Source organism: Methylomonas stagni, from assembly GCF_050154735.1.
GTDB classification, from domain to species: Bacteria; Pseudomonadota; Gammaproteobacteria; order Methylococcales; family Methylomonadaceae; genus Methylomonas; species Methylomonas koyamae_A.
Genome location: NZ_CP189557.1, coordinates 2,949,220 through 2,962,688, shown reverse-complemented (window position 1 = coordinate 2,962,688; position 13,469 = coordinate 2,949,220). Strand labels below are relative to the sequence as shown.

Below are 13,469 nucleotides of genomic sequence, written 5' to 3'. Positions count from 1 at the left end.
TTTGACAGTGACTAAAATAAAAAAGCTTTCCTCCGGTGTCGCGTGGGGGACATTATCGACAGTTTTTGTAACCGCTTTCCAATTGATATTTATGGCAGTGATGGCTAGGCTTCTTGATCCTTCTGCTTTCGGGGTTGTTGCTGTTGCTAGCGTTTGTTTGCGATTTTTCAGTTTTTTCGCGCAAATAGGGACTGCACCGGCAATCATTCAGAAGCAAGAACTGAATCAAGGGGATGTCTCGGCGGCTCTGGCAGTCTCCTTAGGCATATCCGCTACATTTTGCGCTTTAGTGCAAGTGGCCGCGCCGGTATTCGAAATATTTTATGAAATGCCGGGTTTGGCTTCGGTCATACGCGTGTTGTCGATAAACTTTGTAATTTCGGGTTTTGCGGCAGTTGCGCAAGGCTTATTGCAACGCAACACGGCATTTCGTTCGATAGCGATCATCGACGTTGTTGCCTATCTTATCGGATACGGCATAGTTGGAATAACCGCGGCGTATTCTGGTTTAGAAGTTTGGGCGTTAGTCTGTGCGGTCATGACCCAACTAACGGTAACCGCGGCCTTGAGTTATATGGCAATGCCATTTTCCCTGTCCTTGAAGCATTCCCCTGCACAGCGGAGACATTTTCTTAGCTACGGTGGTAGATATTCAGTTATTGGTTTCATGGAGTTTTTGGCCGCTGGCCTTGATTCCTTGGTGGTAGGTAAGTTGTTAGGGGCAAAAATATCCGGCTTTTACAGTCGAGCTAACCTACTGGCAAATTTGCCGGTACAACAACCCGCCAATATTTTAACCAAGGCGCTATTTCCTATCGTCAGTTCTATAGGAAATCAAAGAGAAAAGCAGAAGTACAGCTTGCAATTAAGCATATTGTTGGTGGGTAGTTACGCATTTTCAGTTAGTTTGACGATTTATTTAACTGCCAATGATATTGTAAAAGTATTATTAGGAGAAAACTGGCTGGAGGCAATTCCAATTTTGCAAATGCTGTCGTTATCGGTTGGGCCGTCCTTTATTTCCCACGTCGCGGGTGTTACGTTAAATTCGATTAATAAGCTGCGCGTGAAAATGCAAGTACAGTTTTTTGCGCTGGCCTTGATTTCCTTATTGCTATTTGTACTGGCTCCAAGCGGCAATGTAGTGGATATCGCGTTGGCATTGGTGATCACTGAATGGGTAAGGCTGATAGTCGTTACTATAAAGTTAAGTCGGATATTACGTATTTCAGTTAAAGAAACGTTGCTGGCCGGGGTTTGTATAATAACGATGGCAACTTTAACGATTGTAACGGTTTATGCCTCTATCCAGTTTATACCTGAGAATATTCCCAAAATATTTCGGTTGGCAATCGATGGTCTATCCGCAATCATAGGTTTTGGACTTGGTTTAATGGTGAGTCGATATGTTGCATTTCGCCTGCCTGCCGTTAAGTATTTACTGAAACAATCGGCAATGTTAAAAAAATTTTTTCCAAAAAGATATTTTCTATGAAAAAACTGAGATTGTTGTATTTGCCGGTAGAGTCAGTTGAAGGGGACCAACGAGCTAGACGAAAAATTTTCGCCGACATGCTTTCGGAAGGCCGCTTGGAAGCGCTGGAAATCTTTTCGTATCGAATTTTCGGACGTGAACACGGCTGGGATGCCATGGCGGAAAAAGTCTACGAAATTGCAAAAGATTTCGGTGCGGATGCCATCTATTGGCATGGACTCTGGACTGGACATTTAAACGAGAAAATCATGGCAAGGATCAGGGATTTGCCCAGCAAGCCGGCGATCTGTAACGAAAATGGCGATCCGTTCGGCAACTTTTGGGTAGTGCCGTATCCAAAGTGTTTATTGTCTTTAATTAAATATACCGATGTTTGTTTCAACTCAGGACTGGGGCGCGTAGCGGAATATTTGAAGAGGCATGGCGCGAGGCATGTTTATTTATTGCCGCACGGATACGATGAGGTATCATTTGGCGAGCCTATAAAAACCGAAAGAGATTATCAGAACGACTTGGTGATGATCGCCAATCAATGGAAATCTCGTCGGCCCTTTGCGTCCGCGCCCGGCGCTAAAGAAAGGCCTAAGTTAATTGCTGCGCTACAAGAAGAATTCGGAGATAAATTTGCGCTGTATGGAAAAGGCTGGGAGAAGTTCCAGTGTGGCAGAGGGCCTATCGACTTTTTTAAACAGGTCGAGGCATATAACGCATCCAAAGTCGCAATCGGTATTCCGCAATTTAGCGACATCGAATATTACGACTCCAATCGTCCGTTCAACACCATTGCAATGGGCATACCCTATGTATCCGGTTATTCGCCGAAATTTGATGAAATCTTGAAGGACGGGGTACATTGCCATTATTTCAAAACCCCCAATCAAGCCGTCGATAAGGTTAAATGGTTGCTTAGCATGCCTGAACAGCAAAGACTGGAGATGGCGTTAAGCGCCGCCGAATATGTAAGGAAGCATCACACGCAACGTAGCAGAATGGAAATTTTATTATCTACGTTGGAAGGGATTTGGGCGTATAAACATTATAATTCTCCGTTTCCTGAAGAAATAAAAACTTTTATCGCCCAATAAGTTTCAAAATTTAAATGAATATTCTCTTTAAAGTCGCCGGAAAGCTTCGATATTGGTATTGGCAAATATCGGCCAGAATGTTGGCTAGAGTACATGGCGTGGTTTTGGGTAGGGGGTGCAAATTCTATGGCATGCCGATATTCTCCATCGCTAAAGATTCGAAAATAATAATCGGCGATAGAGTTGTTTTTTGCTCCGACTCAAGATTTACCGCACTTGGCGTAAATCATCCTGTTATTCTTAGAACTTTGCAGCCGGGGGCAGTGTTGATGATAGGGGACGACTGTGGACTTAGCGGTACTAGTATTTGTTCCGCCAAGTACGTCAGTATTGGTAAGAGAGCGTTATTAGGTGCAAATGTGTCGATATTCGATACCGATTTTCACGCAAAGGCTTCGGATAATCGCAGATATTGCAAAGACTCGGCCAAAATCGCCGTAAAACCTGTCGAAATATCCGATGATGTATTCATCGGGGCTAATTCAATTATCGCAAAAGGCGTCTCTATTGCCGCGAATAGTATTGTAGGAGCTGGTGCGGTGGTTGTGCGAGATATTGCCCAGTCAAAAATTTATGCCGGAAACCCGGCGAAGGAAGTCGGCAATGTCGAATAAAAAAATACTCTACGTACAGCATTCGGGGGCAAATGGAGGGGCCCCAATGAGTTTGTTCTATTTACTGGAATATGTCAGAAAAAAATACGAGATTGTGGTTTATTTCATAACCGATGGGCCGGCGGTGGAGTTTTACCGTAATGCCGGCATCAGCTGTGTGGTCGATTCACGTTTGGGTAAATTGCCGCACTGTACCATCGAGAACCAGTCTTTGAATCCGTTTGGCGCAAAGTTTTATCACGACTTGAAAGCTTACGGTCGTCATTATTTGAAATTGATTCCAACTTATTTGGCCATGCGGCAAATATTGGTTGAAGAACAGCCGGATATTGTACATTTGAATTCGACGGTTCTGGTTGCCGAGGGACTAGCGGTAAAATCGATGAAAATTCCGTTGGTCTGGCACATGCGGGACTTTTTGGAGTACGGGCATTTTCGCATACGATATTCGGCAATAAGACAAATTATCGCGTATTGCGCCGATGTAGTCGTCTCGTTATGCCAATCCGAATTGAATAGAGTTAGGCCGGTACGAAACGGCGTAGTGATCCCGAACTTTGTCAATTTTGATAAATTCGACTATCGCATCGCCAAACCGGTGCATTTAAGGCAAAAACTCGGCGTGCCGGATAATGCCAGGATTATCGCGATTTTGGGCTGGCACACCCCGGCAAAAGGAGCGATGGTTCTTCTGATGGCGTTTGCGGCGATAGCCGATCGACACCCCGATGCGATATTGGTGTTGTTTGGCGAAGGCGCCAAAGAGCCGGATGTTACTAGATTTAAGCAGATCTTGCGTAAATTGACCGGTAAAAAAATCTGCGCTTGGAGCTTCAGGAAGTCATAAAAGAATATGGCTTGCAGAATAGAGTATTTTTCCCAGGCGTCATTTTCGATATTGCCGACTATATAGCCGAAGTGGATGTCGTCGCTGCGCCGTTTACCGAGCCGCATTTCGCCAGGCCGATTCTGGAGGCAGGCGCGATGAAAACTCTCGTGATCGCTAGCGATATTGATGGCACGCGCGAAATGATCCTAAACGGAGAAGCCGGCTATCTGGCTAGGCCAAACGACATTAAACATTGGAGTGAACAATTAAGTTGTGCATTATCGGTTGATAATGGAGATAAAATTACTGCGATGTTTAATAATACCCAACGTACTTATAATGCGGACGTGAATGCCCAAGCGACGATTGAGCAATATCGGATAGTTTTGGAGTTCCGCTAATCATGGAAGCTGTATTCAGATTTAAAAAGTTAACTGCGTTTATATTTTGCTGTTATTTATTGTGGGCATTTTTTGGTATCGATTTGACGATCAATGGAAGCGGAGCGGAAAGGTTGCCATTGCACCGAGTGTTTTTGCTAGGAACTGCATTTATTTTTTTATTTAATCTTCGAGTCGGTGTTTCAGGTTTGCTCCAAAACAAGTTACTCATCGCACTTGTGTTTTATTTGTTAGCAACCGCGTTGTGGGCAGGCGATCCAAAGGAGGTTGTAAAAACTTTTGTGTTTTTGATTCTTGGATTGACGATATCGATGATGATGGCAGTTGCATTCCGAAACGACTTTATTAATTTAACTAGATTGCTTTTTTGGTCGACCTTTTTAATGGTTATGGCTAGTGTGATAATGGCACTAGTATTTCCGAAATACGGCGTGAATGCGACAGGTTTCGAGAAAGTACGGTGGATAGGTATTACTGATCATCCGAATAAACTCGGCGGAATGGTTTTATTGTCAATATGGTCTTGTGTTAATTTGTTTGTTTTGACAACGAAAAAATTCGAAAAATTTCTGGTTTTTATATCGGCATTCATTTCAATAATAACGGTGATTAAGGCTGACAGCATGACTAGTATTGTTGCGTCGCTGTTTGTGTTCTGCCACATGTTATATATTAAGATTTTTTCTAGAAAATCGATGTCTTTTAAAGTGGTGCTTTTTGGCCTGGCAGGTTTTGTATTAGCAATAGTGACTACTTTTTATATGAGTTCGAGAGAGTTGGTAAGTCAGTCGTTGGCTTCAACTGGGCGTGACGTTACTTTGACTGGAAGATCTACGCTTTGGGAAAAGGGACTGGAGTCTTTCGCTGAAAACCCGATATCTGGTGAGGGGTTCGACGATCTCGAGCACCTAACCCGTAAGTATCACATAAGAATGTCGCACTTGCATAATGGTTACATCGAGATATTAGTAAAAGGGGGGTGGTTGCTGAGTTGTTGTTGTTCGCGATACTGATACGGAAAACTAAAGAACAGATTTTTATTGGGCATTACGATAAGAAGTTTTACACTCTTATTGCTACTGGGATGTTTGGGGTATTAGTTCATAATATGGCCGAATCCTCTCTGCTTAGAGGATTAAATGGCTTGAACCTGTTTTTGTTTTTGATGATGGCTTTGTCCACAGTCAAAATAACAGATATAAGAAGTCGCAATAATTTATAGGGCGTAGCTTGCCAGTGTTTTCTTTTGCCGGGTCTTAATTATGGTGGTATGGATTTGTATTCCAGTTTTTAATCGTATCGAATTTACGTTGGCTTGTTTAAAATCGATTTATTCGCAAGATTATAAGGATTATCGTGTAATCGTTTGCGATCACGGTTCTACTGATGGGACTACTGGTCGAATTAATGAGCTATATCCGGATGTCGTTGTTGTAAATGCGGATAGCTGCTTATGGTGGACCGGTGCAACTAACAGATGTGTGGAATATGTATTAACACAAGCCGGTGAAGGGGATCATCTGTTGACATTAAATAACGATACTGAGTTGCCTGAAAATTACCTTTCCGAAATGCTTAAACAATCCAGCAACTATCCTCACTCGTTATTGACCTCTGTTGTTCATGATATTGCAACGGGTCAACGAGTTAGCGAGGGCTTTAGGCAAAGTTGGTGGGGAGCCAAGGATAGAAGAGTGCGATTTTCCGAACATCATGTGTCGAGTGATGAGAACGCAATGCAGGTTAATTTAGTATCGGGACGTGGAACACTAATTCCGGTCGAGGTGTTCCATAAAGTAGGCTTGTATGACGAGCGCCATTTACCGCATTATGCCGCTGACTATGATTTCGGCCATAAAGCTTTTCGGGCTGGATACCCAGCGTACGTGTTTCAAAGTTGCAAGGTATTTTCGTATGTTGAGGCGACAGGATTGTCGGCGGTACGTAATAAGTTTAGTTTCGACAGCTTTGTAAAATACTTAACGAACATTAAATCGCCCGCTAACCTTTCGGCGCGATGGTGGTATGCGTGGAATAACTGCCCAAAAATTATCTTGCCTTGGTATATGGTTCTGGATTTTCTTCGGTTGGTTGCAGGCTATTTAAAGTATTTCATCAAGTAAATCCCATTTCCAGAAGTAGAGGTTCTTTTGTACTGGAATTTATTTTCTCAGCGCGCAGTTAGGCAGGTTTTTTGTAATATTCACTTTGCTGATTAAACATGAAAAAAGTAGTTATCGCTCAATATCGATTGTTGCATTATAGGTTGGGTTTATTTGAAGGTCTTCGAGAGGCCTGTTTGGCAAAAGGAATCGATCTTCATTTGTTGCACGGGCAACCGACGGCTCGTGAGGCCACTAAGAAAGATACTGGCACTTTGCCGTGGGCAGATGTCGTTACAAATTATTATTTGCCAGTAAAAAACAGGGATATACTTTGGCAACCTTTTCCGTCTCATCTTGCCGATACCGATTTAGTGATAATGATGCAAGAAAATCGATTGCTATCGAATTATCCATGGTTGTTATTTAAGCGAAGCGGTAAGACCAAAGTAGGTTATTGGGGCCACGGCCGTAATTTTCAGACGCGTAATCCAAAAGGGTTTAGGGAAAGATGGAAGCAGTTTTTAGTTGGGCGAGTCGATTGGTGGTTTGCTTACACCGATATGACCAGGGATATTTTAATCGCCGATGGTTATCCCGCCGAGCGCATCACTGTGTTGGACAATGCGATTGATAACGAACGATTCGAAGCCGATTTGGCGGGGATTTCGGACGACAGATTGCGGGAAGTTCGGGTCGAGTTGGGTATCGGCGATACCAGTCGCGTAGGATTGTATTGCGGATCGCTTTATCCGGATAAGCGGTTGGACTATCTGGTTGCCGCGGCCGACCGGATTCGCGAGTCGATTCCGGATTTTCAGGTGGTGATTATTGGCGACGGGCCTAGCGCGGCGGATATTCAGGCGGCGGCGGAAAGTCGCCCGTGGTTGCATTGGCGGGGCGTTCGAAAAGGGGTAGAAAAAGCCGCCTATTATCGCCTGGCCGACGTAATATTGAATCCCGGCCTGGTTGGCTTGCATGTATTGGATGCGTTTTGCGCCGGTTTGCCGATGGTAACAACGTCCGACGCGCGACATAGTCCCGAGATCGCTTATTTGAAGGACGGTGAGAACGGATTGGTTGTTAACGGCGCTTCGGATGCCTACGCCGACGCCATTGTGACACTACTTGGGGATTCCGAAGCCTACCAGCGGATACGCGCCAATGCGTTGGCCGCCGCGCGTCGTTATACGTTGACGAATATGATCGATCATTTCGTTGACGGCATGCAGCGGTGTTTGGCGATGGAGCGTAAAAAATAGGGCAAGTTTTGCCCATAGGGTTTTGCTGGCTTCTGAGAGCGCCCAACGGAAAACTGTTTTTAAGGCAATTGTCCTGGGTTTGGCAATCGTATAATAAGGCACATTGCCGAGAACTAGTTTTCTGTGGCATACCTTATGCCGAATTGGGAAAGTTCGGTCTTACAGGGATAAAAACTCTTCCTCGTGGCTGTTCTTTGGGGTCATCGGACATAAGAGTAGAAACCGTGTTAATCGTGCTAGCGGTTACTCAATTATTTATTCAGAGGATTTTGTCGTGACAACCTTTACAGACAGGTTGATGGGGATGCCCGTTTACACCGGGCCCCACGCAGACGTTTTGGCCGAAATGGCTAGGGCGATTTCAGCGGGCGAAACCGGCCGATACATCTCGATCACCAATACCGAATCGATGTATCACGCCTTGCGCCGCCCGGATCATTTAAAATTCATTCAAAACGCTAACTTTTCATTGTGCGACGGCGTGGGCGTCATCGCGGCCGGTTATTTTTGGGGCTTGAAAATCAACCGTTATAATGGCCCGATCTTGCAATTGGATTGCAGCGAGTACGGTCAGTCCAGAGGGTGGCGGCATTTTTATTACGGCGGTAAGGAAGGCGTCGCGGATTTAATGGCGGAGAAATTGAAAGAACAATTTCCGCAAATGCAGGTGGTCGGTACCTATTGCCCGCCGTTTAGGGAGCTGACCGCCGAAGAGGACGAGGAAGTCGTTCGCATGATCAACGAGACCAAGCCCGATATCGTTTGGGTCGGCTTGGGTCTAGTAAAGCAGGAAGCCTGGATCGCCAAGCATTTGCACCGGGTTCGCGCACCTTGGATGGTTGGGGTCGGCGCGGCCTTCGATTACCATTCCGGCGCGGTGCCGTGGGCGCCGGAATGGATACGCGCGCTGGGATTGGAGTGGGTATTCAGGCTGATCATTCAGCCCAAATTAAGGGCTAAACGGTATTGGTGGTCGTTTATATTCGTCGCCGAGGCCGCCGCGGCTGGTTTAATGCGGCGGTTTCAGCGAGCAAAAGTTAATTGAAAAGGAGTAATGCGGTGGTTCGTGTAGCTGTTGTAGGTTTGGGAAAAATGGGGTTGTCGCATCTGGCGATTATTAATGCACATCCCGATGTGCAGGTAACGGCGATCTGCGACGCGACTGGCTACGTCCTGGACGTGTTAAATAAATATACCGGGGTGCCGACGTTCAGCGATTACGACGTCATGTTGCGGGATGCCGAACTGGATGCGGTGGTGATTGCTACGCCGTCCAGCATGCACGGCCCGATGGTTCGCAAGGCATTGGAAAAAGGCTTGCATGTATTTTGCGAAAAACCGTTCAGTCTCAATCCCCAAGAATCCGAGGAACTGGCCGGTATCGCGGCGCAAAAAGGCTTGGTCAATCAGGTGGGCTACCATTACCGATTTGTCGGTGTGTTTCAAGAGGTCAAGCGTTTGCTGGACATGAACTTGATCGGCGATATCTCCCACGTTTTGGCCGAGGCTTACGGCCCGGTCGTGATGCGTCCCAAGGGCAGTTCGTGGCGAACTCAGCGCACCGCCGGCGGCGGCTGTCTTTACGATTATGCGGCGCACCCGCTGAATTTGCTGACTTGGTATCTCGGCATGCCGCTCGGCGTTGGCGGCAGTGTCTTGAACAGCGTATTTTCTAAGGAGACCGATGACGAGGTCTTCGGCACTTTGTATTACCCCGGTGGTATGAATGCGCAAATCTCGGTGAACTGGAGTGACGAGTCTTACCGCAAAATGAGCACCAAATTCAGCATTTGGGGCGCCAAGGGTAGGATCATCGCGGACCGCCAGGAGTTGCAAGTTTATTTGCGCGATACCGCCACGATACCGGCCGGTTACCAACAAGGCTGGAATGTCAACAACACCACCGCATTGACGGAAGAAGTCTGGTTTTATGTGCGCGGCGAGGAATACTCCGCGCAATTGGATTACTTCGTTAAATGTATCGCCGAAAAACGTGCCGAAAACGTCAACTCGTTTGCCAGCGCGGCCGAAACCGACAAAGTGATCGCGATGATGATTGCCGATGCCGAAAAGGGGCCATCGGTGAAAAACGACGAAGCTTTGCCGGTTACCGCCCCTAAAAAAGGCGGGCTGTTTTCGTTCTTAAGCAATTGACGATAGGCTGGTTGTGATCGTTATCGCCCAGTCAGGCTGAGCACGGTGTTGTAGGGCCGCTTTTGCCGCGATTGGGCGGTATGCGTTAACTTAGCCGTTCGTGGTGAGCTAGTTGAACCATTAACGACTTAATCTTCGGTTTTGCTCGGGACGAATGGTTAAGCCTTAACTAAACGGTATTGGGGTAGAAAAGAGGTTAGCGAACTGTGGGTTCGTTTTCCTCGTCTTAACTTTCCGCAGAGCGAGGGGGTAATAAACAGGGAATTTGCCCGCTTTTAGCCTTTGACGAATTGCTACCCGTTTTTAACAGTTACCCCATGAAGGGGCTGGAGTAGATTAGATGGACCAATTACTTTTTGGCGACAATCAATTTTTTGGCGTCAATCATATGTCGGAAGAAAAGGCGCGCGCTCAGGCCATGCGTTTTCAGGACATCGGGGCCGTGATCGAGGTATTGGACAATGCCTACGACGAAGGCATCAAAACCTTTATGTGTACCACGCACGAGCGGATAGCCTTGGTTTGCGACCACATGCGCGCCAACCCAACACGTTACGCCGATTATAAATTTTACCCTTGCATGCCTTATGCGCATAAATACGCCAATGCAATGACCGATCACGGTTTGTTGGGGGCGATCAAACACTTCTTGCCGGAAGAAGGCTTCCTGGATTCGGCTATGCGTGGCGGTATGTCATTGGCAAAAAAAGACATCGAAGGCATCACCACTTTATTGATAGACGCCGAGATGAAAATGTTCGCTGGCTTACAAACACCGGTGATTTTCTTGCAGAATGTGGTTGTCGACTTTTTGTTGGGCCTGGGTTTTAACGAAGCCTTTCGGATATTTGCCAACCACGTCAAGGCGAGATACGGCGCCGAGCCCGGCTTTATCACGATGAATATGCCGAGGCTGTTGGATGTGTTGGAGGAATTGGGCGTCGAGAATCCCATCGTTTGCGCGAATATCAATAAAGTGGGTTTTAGGATGTCCGGCGGATTTGAGGCCTACGAAACGGCCTTGAAAGAGAAAAATTTCGAGCCATCGCAATGTCGGTATTCGCCTCCGGCGCCATCCCAGCCAACGAGGCCATCGAATGGGTCTGTGCCCAGCCGAATATCGAATCGATTGTCTTTGGTGCGTCCAGCAAAGGCAATATTCGGTCTACCCGCGAGTTGGTCGATCGGTATTGGCCGCGCGACTGACTATTTACTTTAAATCATCAATCAATCGCTTGTTCCAAATGAATGAGCGATTGAGTCGCTTCAGAGCATTCGCTCTAAGTTCTATCCTCCCAAATCTCTTTTTTCGGTTCTAATACCGTGCGCTTTTTACAGTGGCGATCGTTACTGATTGAAAGCGGCATTTTGCCACAGTCGCAACTCTAAAAGTCAACGAAGGATCTGCGAATTTTCACAAGCCTAAACAGAGCAAACTGATTAAATTTTGATGAATTGGTTTTTTTGTTAGAAAGATTGTTGTACATTATAGTGCGGCATCGGATTGTGAGCTTTAGCGGAATTGAACTCCAGTAGTGTGCCGAGAAAACTTCGTTAGTGCAGGGAGAAATTAAAAGGAGTCAGCGGCATGAGAAAACTGAATTTTGGGTGCGGTTTGAAGGTTGCACCCGGCTGGGACAATATCGATTTTCATTCGAACCGTCCGGAGGTTAAGCGAGTTAATCTCTTGAATGGATTTCCCTATCCGGACAATCACTTTGATGTCGTTTACAGCAGTCACGTGATAGAGCACTTTACCCGCGACGATGCGCGATTTTTATTAAAAGAAGCCTATAGAACTTTGAAACCGAATGGAATATTACGCATCGTAGTTCCCGATTTGGCGGTTACCTGTAGGGAATATATACGGATTCTGGAGCTGCCTGATGACGATATCCCTAAACTGCACCTGCATGAATGGATTTCTATCGAGCTACTCGATCAATTGGTTAGAACGCGGCATACTGGCGAAATGGGCGCGTTTTTCCAAAAAATGCGTAATGGCGATTTCCGGGATATTTCGGATTATGTGCAATCCAGGACTCAGTATGCAAGCTATAGCCCACCAATCGGGGAAAAATCATTCATCGATAAATTGCGAGGAGTGAACTTGCAAAAGTTGTCAACTAAATTGGACTACTTCTATGTCCGGTTAGTAACAAAATTGTTACCGCGCGGATTAAGGGAGTTAGTTTTTGATGGTACGGGAATTGGCGAAAGGCATAAATGGATGTACGATTATTTTAGTCTGACTAGGTTATGCGAGTCTGCTGGGTTTGTTGACTGCAAGTCGTTGCCATATAACGAGTCTCAAATACCGCAGTTTTCCAGGGATTGTCTTGATAGTAACAATGATGGTTCAGTGTACAAAAAAACTCGATTTATGTTGAAGGAATAAAGCTTTGAATGGCTATAGTGTTGGGTTATGTTTGAGTTTTGTAAGAATGGCTTAGTAGGCTATTGGTTGTTTGAAAAATGTAGCTAGCTTTATTAGCGATTTTTCAATTGCAACTCGAAGTTTTGTGTTGACTGTATTCTCGAAATAAATGTTTATCAGCCATGATATAAATATCATTAGTGCGATGGTTGATAGATTGATCATTAGCCCGTTATCTGTCAAAGAATTGTTTCTCATGATCACATTGCCAACTTTAAGGTGCAGAAGATAAAATGGATAGGTTATTGCGCCTAGGGTTGGAAGTATTTTCCAGGTAATGTTGTCAAATTGTCTGGTTGAAATGAGTGCTACAAGGGTGTAAATGGTTAAAGTTATTGCTATGATTGTTTCCGGTGTTAATTCGGAGTGTCTTTGTAGTGAGAAATATATTGCTGTTATGAAAGAAAGAGTTAGTGTGATTAATGCTAATATTGTATGTTTTTGTCGGTACAAATGGTATAGAGCGCCTCCGCCGGCAAAATAATAGCCGTAGGACGTGATGAATATTTGTTTGCAATAGCCGAGGTTAACTCCAAATGCGTCAGAAAGGCATAAGGCAGACCAAATCAATAATATCCAATGGTAGTGTTTGTATATATTGAATATGATTAATATGGCGACCAGCAAATAAAATCTAAACTCTATTACGATGCTCCAGTAAACTCCATCGATAAAGTTTTCCTGCATTGGTTTCTGCAAAAAAATGACATTGGCGATAATTTGCCGAATGGATATGCTCTCGTAGCTTGAAGCGACTACTATAAGGCTAGTAATCACAATGGCGAGCCAGTACGTCGGTACGATTCTAGCGACTCTAGAAGCAAAAAACTTCGAAAATGACCGGCCTTCCGCGCTAAGGGCAATTACAAAGCCACTGATAAGGAAGAATAGATCTACGCCAAAGCGGCCATAACTAAAAAATTCAAGGGAAGGGAATTCGAAAATCTTACCATACTTAATATTATATCGAGTATGCCAGCTATGAGCATCTCCAAAGTAGTGAAAACAGGCTACTGATAGAGCGGCCAGGAAACGATATGCATCAAGAAGCGGGATGTGATTATTCATATTTAAAATAGAACTATGTGGA

The 13,469-nt window shown here is 45.3% G+C and carries 13 protein-coding genes; 12 read left to right on the top strand and 1 reads right to left on the bottom strand.

Translation table 11 applies throughout. From position 1 onward, the window contains the following. Positions 1–7: 7 nt before the first annotated feature. The 12 genes from ACP4CD_RS13695 to ACP4CD_RS13640 all read left to right on the top strand — a co-directional run bounded on the left by ACP4CD_RS13695 (position 8) and on the right by ACP4CD_RS13640 (position 12,340). Positions 8–1,495: a lipopolysaccharide biosynthesis protein gene (locus ACP4CD_RS13695; RefSeq protein ID WP_426991309.1), complete on the top strand. Its 1,488-nt coding sequence runs from the start codon at positions 8–10 to the stop codon at positions 1,493–1,495. Further along, complete coding sequence (locus ACP4CD_RS13690; RefSeq protein WP_426991308.1) at positions 1,492–2,580, top strand: glycosyltransferase family protein; 1,089 nt, start codon at positions 1,492–1,494, stop codon at positions 2,578–2,580. Before ACP4CD_RS13695 ends, ACP4CD_RS13690 begins: the two co-directional genes overlap by 4 nt. Positions 2,581–2,594: 14 nt before the next feature. Next, complete coding sequence (locus ACP4CD_RS13685) at positions 2,595–3,194, top strand: acyltransferase (protein ID WP_426991307.1); 600 nt, start codon at positions 2,595–2,597, stop codon at positions 3,192–3,194. After that, entirely contained in the window at positions 3,184–4,041 is an 858-nt protein-coding gene (locus ACP4CD_RS13680; RefSeq protein ID WP_426991306.1) for a glycosyltransferase, read from the top strand. The genes ACP4CD_RS13685 and ACP4CD_RS13680 overlap by 11 nt, the downstream gene beginning before the upstream one ends. Continuing rightward, positions 4,020–4,424 (top strand): glycosyltransferase, encoded by a 405-nt coding sequence (locus ACP4CD_RS13675; protein WP_426991305.1) that lies wholly within the window; start codon positions 4,020–4,022, stop codon positions 4,422–4,424. The genes ACP4CD_RS13680 and ACP4CD_RS13675 overlap by 22 nt, the downstream gene beginning before the upstream one ends. Positions 4,425–4,426: 2 nt before the next feature. Continuing rightward, complete coding sequence (locus ACP4CD_RS13670) at positions 4,427–5,437, top strand: O-antigen ligase family protein (RefSeq protein ID WP_426991304.1); 1,011 nt, start codon at positions 4,427–4,429, stop codon at positions 5,435–5,437. 249 nt (positions 5,438–5,686) lie between these two features. Continuing rightward, a complete protein-coding gene (locus tag ACP4CD_RS13665) occupies positions 5,687–6,547 on the top strand; it encodes a glycosyltransferase family 2 protein (RefSeq protein ID WP_426991303.1) in 861 nt (286 codons plus the stop codon). Positions 6,548–7,089: 542 nt separating this feature from the next. Next, a complete protein-coding gene (locus ACP4CD_RS13660; RefSeq protein WP_426991302.1) occupies positions 7,090–7,788 on the top strand; it encodes a glycosyltransferase family 4 protein in 699 nt (232 codons plus the stop codon). A 274-nt stretch (positions 7,789–8,062) separates the two neighbouring features. Then, the gene (locus ACP4CD_RS13655) at positions 8,063–8,833 is read left to right on the top strand and encodes a WecB/TagA/CpsF family glycosyltransferase (RefSeq protein WP_281022239.1); all 771 of its coding nucleotides are present in this window, start codon (positions 8,063–8,065) and stop codon (positions 8,831–8,833) included. A gap of 14 nt (positions 8,834–8,847) precedes the next feature. After that, on the top strand, positions 8,848–9,942 hold the full coding sequence (locus ACP4CD_RS13650) for a Gfo/Idh/MocA family protein (protein ID WP_313729083.1): 1,095 nt from the start codon (positions 8,848–8,850) through the stop codon (positions 9,940–9,942). A 340-nt stretch (positions 9,943–10,282) separates the two neighbouring features. Next, entirely contained in the window at positions 10,283–11,161 is an 879-nt protein-coding gene (locus tag ACP4CD_RS13645) for a hypothetical protein (protein WP_426991301.1), read from the top strand. Positions 11,162–11,530: 369 nt separating this feature from the next. Continuing rightward, positions 11,531–12,340 carry a class I SAM-dependent methyltransferase gene (locus ACP4CD_RS13640; protein WP_426991300.1) on the top strand — a complete coding sequence of 270 codons (810 nt, stop codon included), beginning with the start codon at positions 11,531–11,533 and terminating at the stop codon, positions 12,338–12,340. A 51-nt stretch (positions 12,341–12,391) separates the two neighbouring features. Here the strand turns inward: ACP4CD_RS13640 and ACP4CD_RS13635 are convergent, their stop codons facing one another. Continuing rightward, complete coding sequence (locus ACP4CD_RS13635) at positions 12,392–13,447, bottom strand: acyltransferase family protein (protein WP_426991299.1); 1,056 nt, start codon at positions 13,445–13,447, stop codon at positions 12,392–12,394. Between the last annotated feature and the right edge of the window lie 22 nt (positions 13,448–13,469).

Bases quoted from the DNA above. Each gene is read 5' to 3' on its own strand.
- ACP4CD_RS13690 (WP_426991308.1), top strand. From the start codon at position 1,492: ATGAAAAAACTGAGATTGTTGTATTTGCCGGTAGAGTCAGTTGAAGGG.
- ACP4CD_RS13685 (WP_426991307.1), top strand. From the start codon at position 2,595: ATGAATATTCTCTTTAAAGTCGCCGGAAAGCTTCGATATTGGTATTGG.
- ACP4CD_RS13635 (WP_426991299.1), bottom strand. From the start codon at position 13,447: ATGAATAATCACATCCCGCTTCTTGATGCATATCGTTTCCTGGCCGCT.
- ACP4CD_RS13665 (WP_426991303.1), top strand. From the start codon at position 5,687: ATGGTGGTATGGATTTGTATTCCAGTTTTTAATCGTATCGAATTTACG.
- ACP4CD_RS13640 (WP_426991300.1), top strand. From the start codon at position 11,531: ATGAGAAAACTGAATTTTGGGTGCGGTTTGAAGGTTGCACCCGGCTGG.
- ACP4CD_RS13680 (WP_426991306.1), top strand. From the start codon at position 3,184: ATGTCGAATAAAAAAATACTCTACGTACAGCATTCGGGGGCAAATGGA.
- ACP4CD_RS13660 (WP_426991302.1), top strand. From the start codon at position 7,090: ATGACCAGGGATATTTTAATCGCCGATGGTTATCCCGCCGAGCGCATC.
- ACP4CD_RS13645 (WP_426991301.1), top strand. From the start codon at position 10,283: ATGGACCAATTACTTTTTGGCGACAATCAATTTTTTGGCGTCAATCAT.
- ACP4CD_RS13670 (WP_426991304.1), top strand. From the start codon at position 4,427: ATGGAAGCTGTATTCAGATTTAAAAAGTTAACTGCGTTTATATTTTGC.